The sequence below is a fragment of the Sphingomonas sp. M1-B02 genome (genome assembly GCF_026167525.1).
GTDB lineage: Bacteria > Pseudomonadota > Alphaproteobacteria > Sphingomonadales > Sphingomonadaceae > Sphingomonas.
The window spans coordinates 1,314,332-1,329,863 of the sequence record NZ_CP110679.1 but is presented as its reverse complement, the minus strand read 5'-3'; the positions used below and the strand labels follow the sequence as shown (position 1 = coordinate 1,329,863).

Genomic DNA, 15,532 nt, shown 5'->3' with positions numbered 1-15,532 from the left:
TGACCCATTTTCGACTCTGACTGTTTGGTCCGCGGCAGTGTTGCGGCGATTGCGATGGGATCGCCGAGTGACAGCGGCGTGCTTCCGCATTAAGCGCGCGGATATGCAGGCATTGCGAGCCTTTTTGCGCGCGCATCCGGCGCTGTTGCTGCTGATCGTCGGGGCGGCGCTGGCGCTACGCATCGCCGTGCCCGCCGGTTTCATGCCCATGCTCGATGACGGGCGGATGATCGTCGGGCTGTGCGGCGGCAATGGTCCAGCCCGTATGGTGATGGAGATTCCCGGGCTCGAGCATAAGTCGGCGGGGTTGCAGGCCGAGGGTGGGTGCGCCTTCTCCGATCTCTCGCTGCCGTCGCTCGCCGGCGCGCACCGGATCCCGCTTGCCGCGCTGATCGTCTTCCTGCTCGCCCTGGGGCTGGACTTCGCCGTCGCGCCTGCGCCCGGTGCGACGCTTCGCCTGCGTCCGCCATTACGCGGTCCGCCGGCGCACGCTTTGCGCTAGATCGTTGCGGCACGCTATCGCGACACAACGGGGTATAAGGTGCGGCGGGGCCGCGCCTGACAAAGGCTATCGACATGACGACCATCGCGGCGGGGACGCCGGGCGCCCTCTATCGTACGATCTGGCGGTGGCATTTCTATGCCGGGCTGTTCGTGCTGCCCTTCATCCTGATCCTGTCGGTCACCGGCGCGATCTATCTTTTCAAGCCGCAGCTCGATCGGTGGGAGGAGCGCTCCTTTCACGGCCTGGCGACCGCGGGAGCAGTCTCGCCCGACGTGCAGCTGGCGGCGGTGACGGCGCGCTTTCCGGCGGGTCGGTTCAACCGCTATCGCGTGCCCGAGCAGGCCGGCGATGCGGCGATGATCGAGCTTGGTTTCGCCGACGGCGCAAATCGCGAGATCTTCGTCTCGCCGCAGGGGCAGCTGCTTGGCGCGCGCGATCCCGATGACAAAATTTCGGAGACCGTGGCACGTATCCATGGCTCGCTGCTGCTGGGTTGTCTGGGCGACTGGCTGGTTGAACTCGCGGCAAGCTGGACGATCGTGCTGATCCTGACCGGCCTTTATTTGTGGTGGCCGCGGCCGTTCCGGGCGGCGGGGACACTTTATCCGCGGCTGTCGCTGCGGGGGCGGCCGTTGCTCAAGGACGTCCACCGATCGACGGGCTTCTGGATCGCCGGGCTTGTGCTGGTGATGCTGGCCAGCGGCCTTCCCTGGGCGGGGGCGTGGGGCAAGGCGTTCCAGTGGGCGCGGGCCGAACTCGGGCTGATCGAGGGGGTACAGGACTGGAAGCTAGGCGCGAGTGCGCATCATGGCCCTGGCATGATGGTAATGCCGGCGTCGCCCACAGCGTCGCCCGGGGGCTTGCCGCTAGCGCAGTTCGTGGCGAAGGCGCAGGAAGAGCGGATGGCTTTTCCGGTGCTGGTGACCCCGCCGCATGCGCCGCAGCGCTTCGGGCCGCCGACCGGCGCCGTCTGGACGGTGAAATCCGAGGCGCAGAACCGGCCGCTGACCCGTCAGGTGACCTATGATCCCATGACCGGGGCGGAAATCGGTCGCAGCGGCTTCGGTGACCGGCATGTGATTGATCGCGTCGTTAATACCGGCATCGCGTGGCACGAGGGCCAGCTGTTCGGCTGGGTGAACCAATTGATCGGGCTCCTGACTGCGATCGCGCTGGTGACGATCAGCCTACTGGGCACGCTGATGTGGCTGAAGTGGCGGCCAAGGGGAAGCTTCGGCGCTCCGCCGAAGGTCGACGGGGTGCGGATTCGCTGGGCGCTGCTGATCACGATCGCGATGGGGATTTTGTTGCCGCTTTTCGGCCTTTCGTTGCTGATTCTTCTGGCGCTGGACAAGATCCGCCAGCTCAGGCTCAGGCGCCGGCGCCGGCGCTGATCCTTTGAGGGAATTACGTTTCTGGATCGTTTCTGCGCCGGAAACCATTTGCAATGCATTACGACGCCGAGATCGCGCGAACGGATGGAATTTCTTCGGCAAGGCGCTTCGATGCGTGTCTCGCCGAGCATGGTGCTTGCGAGCCACGTATTCGCGGGCGTGGGCACAAGCCTTGCGGCAAGTGCATTCGCTTGCGGCGCGGCCGCGCTCGATGCCGATGATCGAATCGTCTACGATGCGAACACAGGCCGCATTTCCTACGATGCCGACGGCAGCGGGGCGGGCGCGGCGATCCTGTTCGCGCTGGTCAATCCCGGCACTGCGCTGACGAGCGCCAGCTTCGAGATCGTGCCGACCACCGTGATGGTCTGAGGATCGGCCGGCTCAGGCGGCGATCTTCATCCGGGCGGGCAGCTCGCGTTCGTCGGCACGCAGCGTGAGCACCTGCACGCCGGTCGCGGTGACGGCGACGGTATGTTCGAACTGGGCGGAGAGCGAGCCGTCCTTCGTCACCACGGTCCAGCCGTCCGCCTCGGTCTGGACGCCGCGGCGGCCGCGGTTCAGCATCGGCTCGATCGTGAACACCATGCCTTCGCGCAACTCCATGCCCGTACCCGGCTTTCCGAAATGCAGGATCTGGGGCTCCTCGTGCATCTCGCGGCCGATGCCGTGGCCGCAATATTCGCGGACCACCGAATAGCCGTTGCGCTTGGCGTGGCGCTCGATCGCCCAGCCGATGTCGCCGAGCCGTGCGCCGGGGCGGACCGCGGCGATGCCCATCCACAGGGCGTCGTACGTGGTCTGGACGAGGCGCCGGGCGGCGGGGTTCACGGCGCCGACGAGATAGGTCTTGCTGGAGTCGGCAATGTAGCCGTTCTTCTCGAGCGTGATGTCGAGATTGACGATGTTGCCATCGCGCAGAACGTCGATCGGGGAGGGCACGCCGTGGCAGACTACGTTGTTGATCGAGCTATTGAGCACGAAGCCATAATCATATTGCCCCTTGCTCGCGGGGCGGGCGTGAAGATCGTCGACGATGTAGCGCTCGACCATCGTGTCGATATCGAGAGTCGACTTGCCGGCGAGCTGGGTGCGATCGAGCAGTTCGAAAACCGACGCCAGCAGCCGGCCGGATTCGGCGAGCAACGCGATCTCCTGCGGCGACTTGGTCACGCCAGGCTCATCGCCAGCGGTTGCGCGCGAACGCCCGCGGCGCGGAGCTCGCGATCGACGATCTCGGTGAAGCTGAGCGTTGGATTGGTCTCGCACAGCATGCCGACCTTGATCCAGAAGGCGGCCTGGGCATTGATCGAGCGACAGGAGACCTTGCTGGCGCGGCGTAGCTGGTCGTGCAGCTCGTCCTCAATGTTCACGATACCCATGCCGACGCTTTCAATATGCGAATCATATACATATTTTATATGATTCGCATAGAACATCCAACATTTTTCTTCCCTAGAGCCAGCGCGTCCATTACGCCCGAAAATTGCGGCTAGGGCTGCCGCGGCGATATAAAGCTGTCGACGGTGGTGCCGCAGCGACGGAAGCTGTCGGCTGCGGTTGATCGAGGATAAGAAGGGAGAAAGTCCCGGATTCCAGACTGTTGCTCTAATGCAACGCAAGGCGGTGTTTCAAGAAACTGTCACTTGTTGCGGCGCAGCAGCGCCCCATCTTACGAGCGTCGACAACGTTGACGCCCGCAAGGGGTGAAAGCGCGATTGTCGGCGAGTACCGCGTACCAAGGTATTTCATATGCGTAAGATTCTCGCAGCTGCGGCGCTCGCCGCGGCACTTCCGACCGCCGCTTTCGCGCAGGACGCCGACACCGGCACCACCGCGACCGCGCCCGATGGCACCCCCGCATTCGGCATCGAACCCTATTTCGGCGTCATGGGCGGATATGAGCGCTTCGACAACGAAATCGGCGACGCGGGCATCCCGCTGGTCGGCCGCGATCTCGACGGCGGTCTCGTCTCGGCAGTTGCCGGCGTCAACATTCCGATCGGCGGCTTCTTCGTCGGCGCGGAAGGCAATGTCGCCAAGGGCTTCAAGGGCGATATCGATTGGGAATATGGCGCAGCGGGCCGTTTCGGCGTGCGTGCGGGCGACAGCGGCCTGATCTACGGCAAGGTCGGCTATCAGTGGGTGAAGTTCCAGCGCCCGGCCAACCCCGATCGCCACTATAACGACATCACCTATGGCGTCGGCGTCGAAGTCGGCCCGAAGGACATCGGCCTGGGCGGCATCACCGGCAATAGCGGCATCCGCTTCCGCCTCGAAGCCAGCACCTTCGGCGATGCGAACTCGTTCCGCCCGATGGCAGGCGTGATCGCACACTTCTAAATCGGGCTTTGGTCTAATCAGACCATGGTTTGATCCAGAGATTGGACGGCGGGGCTTTAACGGACAGCATCCTGTCCCGCCGTCCATACTCTCTTCTGCGGTTTCAGTCCGCTCGCGCGATCTTCGTGACCAGCGCCGTCGGCAAGATGCTTGCCGCTGCCGCCTTGAGCTTCCCCGGAAAGCTCGGCGCCACGACATGGTCCTTGCCCTTCAGCATCGCTTCATAGCCCGCCTTCGCAACCGTGGCCGGATCGGCCTTGGGCTCGCGCGCGGTTAGCGAGTCCGGATCGACATGCGCGCGCTCGAAGAAGCCACTCTCGGTCAGATCCGGCATCAGCGAAGTGATGGTTACGCCGCTATCGGCAATCTCCTCCCGCACCGCCTCGGCGAAGGTGTGGAGGAAGGCCTTCGTGCCCGAATAGACCGCCAGCCGCGGCGAGGGGCCGAGCGCGGTCACCGACGAGGTGATCAGCACCCGGCCCGATCCGCGTTTCACCATTTCGGGCAGGAACAGCTTGGCCGCCTGGACCACCGAGACGATGTTGACCTGGATCGACTCCAGCTCGAGCGCCAGATCGGTCTGGCCGACGAAATCGCCCCAGGCGCCGGTGCCTGCATTTAGCAAAAGGAAATCGGGGAGGGTCGCGCGCTGGCGCACCTGCTCGAACATTGCCGGCGCGCCTTCGGACCTTGAGAGGTCGATCGACCAGGTCTCGACCTTCGGAGCGCCCGACGCATAGAGTTCGGTGGCGGCCCGCTCGAGCTTAGCAACGTCCTGCGCGACCAGGATCAGGCCGTGGCCGTCGCGTGCCAGGCAGCGCGCGAGTTCCAGGCCGATGCCGCTCGACCCGCCGGTAACCAGTGCCAGACCCATATTTTCCTCCGAGGTTGCCGAGCGCCAACCGATGGGGAGGGGCGGCGGGTCCGTCAGGAGAAAATGAGCTTTGCGCCGGCGACGAGAAGGACCAGGCCGAGCGCCTGGAGAAGGCGACCGGTGGGGAGGCGCGATACGCCGAATTGCGTGCCGATGGCAGCGCCCAGCACCACTGCGGCGATGAACCAGGCAAGCTCGTCGGGCAATCGGCCCAAGCTGGCAAGGTTGCCGGCAAGACCCGCGATCGAGACACAGAGGATGAAGCCCGCTGCGGTGCCCGAGGTGCGCCGCACCGCCTCCCAGCCGAAGAACAGGATCAGCGGGCTGAGGAAAATGCCGCCCCCGGTGCCGGTGAGGCCCGAGAGCGCGCCGACCGCCGCTCCCGACAGGATCATCAGCGCCGGATGCGGCGGGCGCGGCGCTTCGAGCCGGACGAGCTTGCGCGGCAGAAACAAGCGGATCGCGGCAATCCAGAGGACCACCCCCACCAGGGGCCGGTAATAATGGCCCGGAAGGGTGATGCCACCGGCGACGAAGGCTGCCGGGATCGCGCCGATCACGAAAAAGGCCAGCATCCGCCAGTTGACCTGCCCCGCGCCGCCGAAGCGATAGGTGGCCAGGCTGGCGACGATGATGTTGAGGACCAGCGCCGTCGGGCGCATCGTGGCGGGGGCGACGGCGAACAGCGCCATGATCGCGAGATAGCCCGAGGCGCCGGCATGGCCGACCGAGGTGTAGAGCGCCGCCGCCAGCGCCATCAGCGCCGAGATCAGCAGGATCGTCTGGCCGTCCATCGCCGTCAGACGGCGGCGGCTAGCAGGGCGGCGCAGGCGCGGTTGAGCGGGGTGGAGATGCCATGCTGCGCGCCGAGGCGAACGATCACGCCGTTGCGCGCGTCGAGCTCCATCGGGCGGCCCGCCAGGCGATCGGCGTGGAGCGAGTTGACCGATTGCGAGTCCGATCCGCGCATCTGGGCGACGACGCTTTCGGGCACCTCGTCGGGCATGTCGGCGCCCTGGCTGCGGCCGACGGCGCAGCATTCGGCCACCAGGCCGCGGATCAGATCGGCGATAGCGGGATCGTTCGCGACTTCGGCGGGGCGCAGCGTGATCGCGTTGACGACTCCCGCGCAGTTGATCGCGAGCTTGCGCCAGGCGGCGGTGACGAAATCGGCGGTGGTGGAGGCGGCGATCGGCGTATCGGCGAAGAGGGCGACGAAATCCTCCGCCCCCTCGGGCACCAGGATCGTGCCGGTGCGGCGCTGGAGGACGCGGCCGGGGGCGCTGCGTTCGGCCGGAATGTCGACGATTGCCGGCACGATCCGATCGTTGGCGACGATGCCGGCAAAGCGCTCGCGATGCTCGACTCCGTTCTGGAGCACTGCGAGCCGAGTCTTCGGGCCCATCAGGCCGGGGAGCCAGGCGGCCGCGGAAACGGAGTCATAGGTCTTGGTCGCGGCGAGTATCCAGTCGACCGGTTCGGCGTCGGAGGGGTTGGTCAGGATGCGCGGCGTCGCGCGGATCGTGCCCTGCGGGGTTTCTACCTCAAGATCGACCAGCGGGCTGCGCGCGCACAGGATCACCTCTTGCTTCTGCGCCAGCCATGCGGCGACGGTGCCGCCGATCGCGCCGGCGCCGATGACCGCGATCCGGCTCAACCCATGCCGCCGAGATAGTCCATCTTGCCCAGCGGCACGCCCTTGTGGCGCAGGATCGCGTAGGCGGTGGTCAGGTGGAAATAGAAATTGGGCAGCGCGAAGCCGAGGAGATAGTTGCGGCCGCTGAATTCGAAGCTGCGCGAGGGAGTCTTGAGCTGAACCTCCGCATCCTCGCGGCCATCGATCGCCCCGGGGGCGATCGATTCGAGGAAGGAGACGGTCTTGGCGATGCGATTTTGGAGCGCTTCGAAACCATCCTCGGTATCGGGCATCGAAGGCGCATCGATCCCGGCGAGGCGCGCGCCGGCGAACTTGGCGGAATCGCTGGCGCGCTGGATTTGCGAGGTAAGTGGCGCCATGTCTTCGTAGAGCCGCGCGCCGAGCAGTTCCGCGTGGGGAATGCCCTGCTCGTCGGCAAAGGCGCGACCCTTTTCGAGAATGGCGGACATCGCCTTGAAGCCGCGCAGGAAGGCGGGGACGGAGAGCGCGTGGAGTTCGGTAGCCATGTCTGGGCGATACTGTGCGGGCGTGCGCTTGGCTAGATCGGGTCGAAGCGGGTCGCCTCAGGACCGCGGCGAGAGCGTGGGCGAGCGGCTGTCGCCCGGCGCGGCTTCGGGACCGTCCTTGCTGGGCCAGACGATATCGAGCGCATCGATGAAATGGAGTCGGTGGACGATCGCGCCCGCCTCGTCGACGACGTCGATGACCTGATCGAGCATCAGATGCCCCTTGCGGGCGTCTTCGCTCAATATGGCGCGCGCCTCGTGCAGGGCCGTGTCGACGATGGCGGCTTTGGTTTCCAGCTCGCGGCCTTCCGGATCCAGCACGATATCGGTGCCGTCGCGAAGGTGGAAATAATATAGGGACAATGGATATGCTCCACCGGGAGGGCGGGAGCGCATCGTCTCTCAGCCGTCGAGGCCCTAGCCAAGCTCGACGATGCGCTATCCTAACTACATATCGGATATTAATCTATAGCTTTGGTGCAGATACAACACAGGTTGTGAGTGCTGGACTAGCTTATGTTATGGTGGAAAAATCGCCATAGGATAATATCCGGCGCTGGCGACTGAGAGATGCTTGTGCTCCCGCCTTGGGAGGTAACGATGGCAGACGCCGAGCACCCGCTGCAATCGCTGAACCGACGATTGCAGACCAACTATTCGCTTTCGGACTCCGACAGCAACGCCATTCTGGCGCTGCCCTTCAAGCTGCGCACGCTGGAAGCGTCGACCTATATCGTCCGCGAGGGCGAGATTCCGCGGATCTGCAGCGTGCTCATCACGGGCTTCGCGTTCCGCCAGAAACTAACGGGCGAGGGCGCGCGCCAGATCATCGCGCTGCACATTCCCGGAGAAGCGTTGGATTTCCAGAACCTGTTCCTCGACGTCTCCGACCATAATGTGCAGATGCTGACCCGCGGGCAGGTGGCCGAAGTGCCGATCACGGCGTTCCAGGAGATCGCCATGGAGCGGCCTGCGGTGGGCCGCGCTATCCTCATCACGACGCTGATCGAGGCGTCGATCTTCCGCGAATGGGTGCTCAACATCGGCCGCCGAGATTCGCGTACCAGGCTGGCGCACTTGCTCTGCGAATTCGCGCTCAGGCTGGAGGCGCAAGGGCTCGAGGCCGATCATGGCTATGTTCTGCCCATGACGCAGGAGCAGATTGCCGACGCGACCGGCTTGACCCCCGTGCATGTCAACCGGGTGCTCAAGACCATGGAGTGCGAGGGGCTGATCGTGCGGAATCGGCGCAACATCAGCTTCCCCGACTGGCACCGCCTGCGCGAGGTCGGCGATTTCAACCAACGTTATCTGCACCTTGAGGCCGGCGGGCCCCGACCTTATTGAGCCCGTGCGCCTAACATGCATTAGTGCGGCTAACATGGTGCAAGGACGCCTGCTGGCCGACAGGATAAAATAGGGTGGCGTATCGATCGGCACGCATGCCCCGAAAGCACCCGCCGTTGGAACAACCCATCCTCGCCCCGCTTGCCCAACGATGGGGACGTCGCGCCAACCTGCCGGTCGAGGACATTGAGGCAATCGAGGCACTGCCCGCGCTGCGACGGAGTTTCAGCAAGGACGGCTTCATCGTTCGCGAGGGCGAGACCGGAATCTATTGCAGCCTGCTGCTCAAGGGCTTTGCCTATCGCCACAAGCTGGTGGGGCAGGGCGCCCGTCAGATCATGGCGCTGCACATTCCGGGCGAGTTCGTCGATCTGCAGAATTGCCTGCTGCCCGTGGCAGATCATAATGTGCAGAGCCTCGACCAGTGCGAGCTCGCATTGATCGCCAAGGCCGATCTGCTCGCATTATCCGACAGTCGCCCCACGATAGGCAGGGCGATGTGGCTCGACACATTGATCGATTCCTCGATCTTTCGCGAATGGGTGGTAAATGTCGGTCGGCGCGATGCCAAGGCGCGGATCGCGCATCTATTGTGCGAGCTGGTGACGCGGCTGGACGCGACGGGGATGGGACAGAACGGGCTGTATCGCTTCCCGATGACGCAGGAACAGATCGCCGACGCCACCGGGCTGACCCCGGTCCACACCAACCGTACGCTGCAGACGCTGCGCAAGGAGGATCTCATCAGCCTCGCCGGCAACGTGCTGATCGTGCGCGACTGGGACCGGCTGCGCGACGTCGGCGATTTCAGCGCTCGCTACCTGCACCACCCCGCCTGAGCCGTCGCCCTGCCGGCACCCCTCACTGCTTGCCGGGGGGCAGCGAATAAGCCGTATCGACCACCGCCACCGACATGCGATTGTTGTTCCACGGGGTCCAGGCCGCAACGCTGGTGAGATTGGCGCCCGCGAGCATCTGGACGACATTGCCGTCGAATTGGCCGCTGCCCGGCCCCCAGGGATCGTACCAGTTCATCCGCGTGGTGATGGTCGGCGTGCCGCTGTTGCTGAACACCCGATAATAAAGGTCCATCGTCTGGGGCGGATCGTCGCCCTCGGGTCGGGCATGCACCCAGTGGCCGAGCTGGACCTCGGCAGGATTGGCGGAAGGGGTGACGGTGACGATCTGATTGTCGGTCGGGCTGCCAAACGCCCAGTCGAGCGAATACCAGACCTGGACATGCGCCTGGCCGCGCCCGACCCAACCAAGCATCGGCAGCAGCAGCGGCGAGATCTCGTACCAGTCGACGCTGCCGGCATTGGCGGCGAGCCAGCGTATGTCGCGAATCCGCAACCCGGCGATCCGGGCGAGCCTGTCCTGTGCATAATTTGCGAGCTGGTGGAGGAGTGGGACATAGGCGTTGACCACCGCGCCGGAGCCCGCGAGCCGGTTTGCCGTCGCGACGACATAACTGAGCTGCGCATATTCGAGGGATAGCCGATCGAGCGTCGACTGCAGGTCGACAAGCTGGAGCTTCTGGAGCACCGTCTGGCTGCAGGTGGCCTGGATCTGTCCGACCTGATCCCAGGTCACGCACACCACCGCGATCGGCTTGCCGGTGACGCCGGCGATGCCGCTCGATGCGGGGGCGAGGCTTGAGACCGTATTTTCCAGGCTGCTGACGTTGAAGTCGCCGGTGACCGTCACCGGATCCATGCCGGTGGCGACATAGCCCATCTCGGTGGTCTTGCTCACCTGCGCGCTGTTGACGTCGCTCGACCAGGTGGCGTCGATCGACCCGTGGGTGACGAGCCCGTTGATCGACGCGCTCATGGAGGCGGCGATGCTCTCTTTGTCGCTCACCGAATCGCTGTTGACCCGGACATAGCCGCTGAAGGTCGCCCCCATAGGCGATGCCGATCATGCAATGCGTGCCGTAGCGATCGATGAACCCGTCAGGGTCCTGCTGGAGTAAACTCATCGCCGCGTCGGAAAGCGCGACAGAGGCCTGGCTGGTCGAGATCAGTCGATCCTGGGTACGAATCTTGCGCATCCAGGTGAAGGTGAGCGCGGTCTCGTCCCCGGTATGCTGGCGCATGTAGCTGGCAGTGGCGGAGGCCGACCAGCTCAAGCCCGATCCGCTGATCGTCGCGCTGGCTTTCATCGTGTCGCTATAGTCGCTGCTGTTCTGCACGACCTTGTAGAAGCTCGAATCCTCGCCTTCGCTGCCGCTGACCGAGATGGTGGTGGGGATCGTCTCGATGGGCGTCGCATTGATTGCGCCCTCGGTCAGGAAGTTGGCGCCATAGCCGAAGATCGAGCTTTCGGCGAGTTCGGGAACCGGGATCAGGGTGATCATGCTGGGCCTCCAGGACGGTGAGGACGCGCACTGGCCGGCCCTGAAAAGGATGGCTGCATGACTATGCATCGTTTCGGCTGCGTAGCAATCTCCCGACAAGAAAAGCCGCCGCCCGGATCCGGACGGCGGCTTTTCTGTCTTCAGCGCCGGAACGGCTGAACCGGAGCGATTACTCGCTCTTGTTCAGATACTCGCCGGCATCCTCGTCGGTGCCGTGGCCGCTGGGAACCACGCTTGCCAGCGCGTCGTCACCGGTGCCACCGGCGTCCCGGGTCGAGCGGGCATGCTCGGCTTCACGCTCTTCGGCGGCCGAGTTCGGCGCGATCAGGGCTGCGGCATCGACGCGGCGCTGGGCCACGCGGAGTGCCGCATCCCGCGACGAAGCTGCCACGCGCAGGCGGTTCATGCCGGCGCCGGTACCTGCCGGGATCAGCCGGCCGACGATGACATTCTCCTTGAGGCCGATCAGCGTGTCCTGCTTGCCCTGCACGGCGGCCTCGGTGAGGACGCGCGTGGTTTCCTGGAACGACGCCGCCGAGATGAAGCTGCGGGTCTGCAGCGACGCCTTGGTGATGCCGAGCAGGATGGGCTTGCCCTGCGCCGGAGTCTCGTTCTTGCCGAGCTTGGCGTTCTGCTCGTCCATCTCGTCGCGGTCGAGCTGTTCGCCCACGAGCAAGGTGGTGTCGCCGGACTCGGTGATCTCGACCTTCTGCAGCATCTGGCGAACGATCACCTCGATATGCTTGTCGTTGATCTTCACGCCCTGGAGACGATAGACCTCCTGGATTTCCGACACGAGATATTCCGCGAGCGGCTCGATGCCGAGCACCTCGAGAATGTCGTGCGGATCGGGCGAACCGCCGATCAGATTGTCGCCGCGCTTGACGTAATCGCCTTCCTGGACGTCGATGACCTTCGACTTGGGCACCAGATATTCGACCGTCTCGCTGCCGTCCTCGGGCTGGATGCCGATCTTGCGCTTGGCCTTATAGTCCTTGCCGAACACGACACGGCCCGAGACCTTTGCGATGATCGCATTCTCCTTCGGCTTGCGTGCCTCGAAGAGCTCGGCGACGCGCGGCAGACCGCCGGTGATGTCGCGGGTCTTGGCGGATTCGCGGCTGACGCGGGCGAGAACGTCGCCTGCATGCACCGTGGCACCATCCTCGACCGAGAGCACTGCGCCCGCCGCCAGCATGTAGCGACCGGCCTCCTCGGCGGTTTCGCCGGTGAGGGTCAGGCGCGGACGAAGATCTTCCTTCTTCGCCGACATGCCGCGATTCTCGGTGATGACGCGCTGGGCGATGCCCGTCGCCTCATCGACCTGCTCGGTCATCGTCTTGCCTTCGATGATCTCGACGAACTTCACGATGCCGGGATTCTCGGTGATCACCGGCATGGTGAACGGATCCCATTCGGCCATCCGATCGCCCTGCGAGACGATGTGTCCATCGTCGAACAGCACATAGGCGCCGTACGGAATACGGTGCACCGCCAGCTCGCGGCCGTCCATGTCGACGATCGCCAGCTCGGCCGAACGCGACGTCACCACCCGGCGGCCGCGCTGATCCATGATCATGCGGACGTCGCGGAATTCGACCTTGCCGTCCGAAGTCGCCTCGAGGTTGGACTGCTCGTTGAGCTGCGCCGCGCCGCCGATGTGGAAGGTCCGCATCGTCAGCTGGGTGCCGGGCTCGCCGATCGACTGCGCCGCGATGACGCCGACTGCCTCGCCGATGTTCACCGGCGTACCGCGGGCGAGATCGCGCCCGTAGCATTTGCCGCAGACACCGATCTTGGCTTCGCAGACCAGCGGCGAACGGATCTTCATCCCCTGAAGCCCGATCGCCTCGATCTGCGTGATCATCGCCTCGTCGAGCAACGTGCCCGAAGGGATGACGACCTCGTTGGTCTTGGCATCGACCACATCTTCCGCCGTGGTGCGGCCGAGGATGCGCTCGCCGAGCGACGCGATGGTCGAACCGCCCTGGACGATCGCGCGCATTTCGAGCGCACGCTCGGTGCCGCAATCATTCTCCATGATCACGCAATCCTGCGACACGTCGACGAGACGCCGCGTGAGGTAGCCCGAATTGGCGGTCTTCAGCGCCGTATCCGCGAGACCCTTGCGGGCGCCGTGGGTGGAGTTGAAATATTCAAGGACGGTCAGGCCTTCCTTGAAGTTCGAGATGATCGGCGTCTCGATGATCTCGCCCGAAGGCTTGGCCATCAGGCCGCGCATGCCGGCGAGCTGCTTGATCTGGGCCTGCGAACCGCGGGCACCCGAGTGGGCCATCATGTAGATCGAGTTGATGTCCTTCTCGCGGCCGTTCGGAAGCTTCCGGACTGCCTTGATCTCGTCCATCATCGCGCCCGCCACCTGATCGCCGCAACGGCTCCAGGCGTCGATCACCTTGTTATACTTCTCCTGCTGCGTGATCAGGCCGTCCTGATATTGCTGCTCATAGTCCTTCACGAGCGCCTTGGTCTCGTCGACCATGCCGACCTTGGCGTCCGGGATGATCATGTCGTCCTTGCCGAACGAGATGCCCGCCTTGAACGCGTGCTTGAAGCCCAGTGCCATGATCGCGTCGGCGAACAGCACGGTCTCCTTCTGGCCGGTGTGGCGATAGACCTCGTCGATCACGTCGCCCACATCCTTCTTGGTGAGGAGGCGGTTGACGGTCTCGAAGGGCACCTTGTGGTTCTGCGGCAGGGTCTCGCCCAGCAGCATGCGGCCCGGGGTGGTCTCGTAGCGCTTGAGATAGGTCTTGCCCTCCGCATCGGTCTGCGGGACGCGGCTGGTGATCTTCGTGTGGAGGGTGACCGCGCCGGCGTTGAGCGCCTGGTGGACCTCGGACATGTCGCCGATGATCATGCCTTCGCCCGGCTCGTTCTCCTTCATCATCGACAGATAATAAAGGCCCAGCACCATGTCCTGCGACGGCACGATGATCGGCTTGCCGTTTGCGGGCGAGAGGATGTTGTTGGTCGACATCATCAGCACGCGCGCTTCCAGCTGCGCTTCGAGGCTCAGGGGTACGTGCACGGCCATCTGATCGCCGTCGAAATCGGCGTTGAAGGCCGAGCATACCAGCGGATGCAGCTGGATCGCCTTGCCCTCGATCAGCACCGGCTCGAACGCCTGGATGCCCAGACGGTGCAGCGTCGGCGCGCGGTTCAGCATCACCGGATGCTCGCGGATCACCTCGTCCAGGATGTCCCAGACTTCCTTCCGCTCCTTCTCGACCCACTTCTTCGCCTGCTTGAGGGTCATCGACAGACCCTTGGCGTCGAGGCGCGCGTAGATGAACGGCTTGAACAGCTCGAGCGCCATCTTCTTGGGCAGGCCGCACTGGTGCAGCTTCAGCTCAGGCCCGGTCACGATGACCGAACGACCCGAATAGTCGACGCGTTTGCCGAGCAGGTTCTGACGGAAGCGGCCCTGCTTACCCTTGAGCATGTCCGAGAGCGACTTGAGCGGACGCTTATTGGCACCCGTGATCGTGCGACCGCGGCGACCGTTGTCGAACAGCGCGTCGACGGCTTCCTGCAACATGCGCTTCTCGTTGCGGACGATGATGTCCGGCGCGCGCAGTTCCATCAGCCGCTTCAGGCGGTTGTTACGGTTGATCACGCGGCGATACAGATCGTTGAGATCCGAAGTCGCGAAGCGGCCACCGTCCAGCGGCACCAGCGGGCGCAGCTCGGGCGGGATGACCGGAACGACGTCGAGGATCATCCATTCGGGGCGATTGCCCGAATCGATGAAGCTTTCGACGACCTTCAGCCGCTTGATGATCTTCTTGGGCTTCAGCTCGGACTTGGTGACCGCGAGCTCGTCGAGCAGCTCCTTGCGCTCGCCTTCGAGGTCGAGATCCATGAGCATGATCTTGACCGCTTCGGCGCCGATCCCGGCGGAGAAGGCGTCTTCGCCATATTCATCCTGCGCGTCGAGCAGTTCGTCCTCGGTGAGGAGCTGGAACTTCTCGAGCGGAGTCAGGCCCGGCTCGGTGACGATGTAGCTCTCGAAATAGAGCACGCGCTCGAGCTGCTTGAGCTGCATGTCGAGCAGCAGGCCGATGCGCGACGGCAGCGACTTCAGGAACCAGATGTGCGCTACGGGCGCGGCGAGCTCGATGTGGCCCATCCGCTCGCGGCGAACCTTCGAGACGGTAACCTCGACGCCGCACTTCTCGCAGACGATGCCCTTATATTTCATGCGCTTATACTTGCCGCACAGGCACTCATAGTCCTTGATCGGACCGAAGATGCGCGCGCAGAACAGGCCGTCACGCTCGGGCTTGAACGTGCGATAGTTGATGGTCTCGGGCTTCTTGATCTCGCCGAACGACCAGCTGCGGATCTTGTCCGGAGACGCGATGCCGATCTGGATCTGGTCGAAGGTCTCCGGCTTGGCCACCGGGTTCGCGAAGTTGGTCAGTTCGTTCATGGGTGATTACCCTCTTCTGAATTCTGTCTCTCCTCTCCCGTTGGGAGAGGAAGGGGCCCGCTCGGCGAAGCCGAGAGGGAAGGTGAGGGCGATC

The 15,532-nt window shown here is 64.4% G+C and carries 15 protein-coding genes; 6 read left to right on the top strand and 9 right to left on the bottom strand.

The features are described from left to right. The first annotated feature begins 124 nt into the window (after window positions 1-124). The 3 genes from OKW87_RS06355 (at window position 125) to OKW87_RS06345 (ending at window position 2,271) form a co-directional block, all read left to right on the top strand. Window positions 125-502, top strand: a complete 378-nt coding sequence (locus OKW87_RS06355; protein WP_265543196.1) for a hypothetical protein — start codon at window positions 125-127, stop codon at window positions 500-502. A gap of 74 nt (window positions 503-576) precedes the next feature. Further along, window positions 577-1,899: a PepSY-associated TM helix domain-containing protein gene (locus OKW87_RS06350; RefSeq protein WP_265543194.1), complete on the top strand. Its 1,323-nt coding sequence runs from the start codon at window positions 577-579 to the stop codon at window positions 1,897-1,899. A 111-nt stretch (window positions 1,900-2,010) separates the two neighbouring features. Next, the gene (locus tag OKW87_RS06345; protein WP_265543192.1) at window positions 2,011-2,271 is read left to right on the top strand and encodes a hypothetical protein; all 261 of its coding nucleotides are present in this window, start codon (window positions 2,011-2,013) and stop codon (window positions 2,269-2,271) included. Window positions 2,272-2,283: 12 nt separating this feature from the next. Here the strand turns inward: OKW87_RS06345 and map are convergent, their stop codons facing one another. Both map and OKW87_RS06335 read right to left on the bottom strand, forming a co-directional pair. Then, window positions 2,284-3,072, bottom strand: a complete 789-nt coding sequence (gene map / locus OKW87_RS06340; RefSeq protein ID WP_265543190.1) for a type I methionyl aminopeptidase — start codon at window positions 3,070-3,072, stop codon at window positions 2,284-2,286. Continuing rightward, entirely contained in the window at window positions 3,069-3,281 is a 213-nt protein-coding gene (locus OKW87_RS06335; protein WP_265543189.1) for a ParD-like family protein, read from the bottom strand. The genes map and OKW87_RS06335 overlap by 4 nt, the downstream gene beginning before the upstream one ends. Window positions 3,282-3,651: 370 nt before the next feature. On the opposite strand from OKW87_RS06335, the gene OKW87_RS06330 reads away from it, so the two are divergent. Further along, the gene (locus OKW87_RS06330; RefSeq protein WP_265543188.1) at window positions 3,652-4,242 is read left to right on the top strand and encodes an opacity protein; all 591 of its coding nucleotides are present in this window, start codon (window positions 3,652-3,654) and stop codon (window positions 4,240-4,242) included. A gap of 103 nt (window positions 4,243-4,345) precedes the next feature. Here OKW87_RS06330 and OKW87_RS06325 read toward each other — a convergent pair whose 3' ends face one another. From OKW87_RS06325 to OKW87_RS06305, 5 genes are read right to left on the bottom strand one after another with little or no spacing between them, the layout of a single operon-like run. After that, window positions 4,346-5,116 carry an SDR family NAD(P)-dependent oxidoreductase gene (locus tag OKW87_RS06325; protein ID WP_265543186.1) on the bottom strand — a complete coding sequence of 257 codons (771 nt, stop codon included), beginning with the start codon at window positions 5,114-5,116 and terminating at the stop codon, window positions 4,346-4,348. A 53-nt stretch (window positions 5,117-5,169) separates the two neighbouring features. Beyond that, entirely contained in the window at window positions 5,170-5,910 is a 741-nt protein-coding gene (locus tag OKW87_RS06320) for a sulfite exporter TauE/SafE family protein (protein WP_265543184.1), read from the bottom strand. A gap of 5 nt (window positions 5,911-5,915) precedes the next feature. Further along, window positions 5,916-6,773: a 2-dehydropantoate 2-reductase gene (locus tag OKW87_RS06315; RefSeq protein ID WP_265543182.1), complete on the bottom strand. Its 858-nt coding sequence runs from the start codon at window positions 6,771-6,773 to the stop codon at window positions 5,916-5,918. Continuing rightward, window positions 6,770-7,279, bottom strand: coding sequence for a DUF1993 domain-containing protein (locus OKW87_RS06310; RefSeq protein WP_265543180.1), 510 nt, complete (start codon window positions 7,277-7,279; stop codon window positions 6,770-6,772). Before OKW87_RS06310 ends, OKW87_RS06315 begins: the two co-directional genes overlap by 4 nt. 57 nt (window positions 7,280-7,336) lie before the next feature. Beyond that, window positions 7,337-7,642, bottom strand: a complete 306-nt coding sequence (locus tag OKW87_RS06305; protein ID WP_265543179.1) for a DUF6894 family protein — start codon at window positions 7,640-7,642, stop codon at window positions 7,337-7,339. A gap of 237 nt (window positions 7,643-7,879) precedes the next feature. Between OKW87_RS06305 and OKW87_RS06300 the strand changes: the two genes are divergently transcribed. Together OKW87_RS06300 and OKW87_RS06295 are read left to right on the top strand one after the other, a co-directional pair. Then, window positions 7,880-8,626 carry a Crp/Fnr family transcriptional regulator gene (locus OKW87_RS06300; RefSeq protein WP_265543177.1) on the top strand — a complete coding sequence of 249 codons (747 nt, stop codon included), beginning with the start codon at window positions 7,880-7,882 and terminating at the stop codon, window positions 8,624-8,626. A 116-nt stretch (window positions 8,627-8,742) separates the two neighbouring features. Then, window positions 8,743-9,465 carry a Crp/Fnr family transcriptional regulator gene (locus OKW87_RS06295; protein ID WP_265543175.1) on the top strand — a complete coding sequence of 241 codons (723 nt, stop codon included), beginning with the start codon at window positions 8,743-8,745 and terminating at the stop codon, window positions 9,463-9,465. A gap of 22 nt (window positions 9,466-9,487) precedes the next feature. On the opposite strand, the gene OKW87_RS06290 is transcribed toward OKW87_RS06295, so the two are convergent. Both OKW87_RS06290 and rpoC read right to left on the bottom strand, forming a co-directional pair. Then, a complete protein-coding gene (locus tag OKW87_RS06290) occupies window positions 9,488-10,534 on the bottom strand; it encodes a hypothetical protein (RefSeq protein ID WP_265543173.1) in 1,047 nt (348 codons plus the stop codon). A gap of 620 nt (window positions 10,535-11,154) precedes the next feature. After that, window positions 11,155-15,438: a DNA-directed RNA polymerase subunit beta' gene (gene rpoC, locus OKW87_RS06285; protein ID WP_265543171.1), complete on the bottom strand. Its 4,284-nt coding sequence runs from the start codon at window positions 15,436-15,438 to the stop codon at window positions 11,155-11,157. Between the last annotated feature and the right edge of the window lie 94 nt (window positions 15,439-15,532).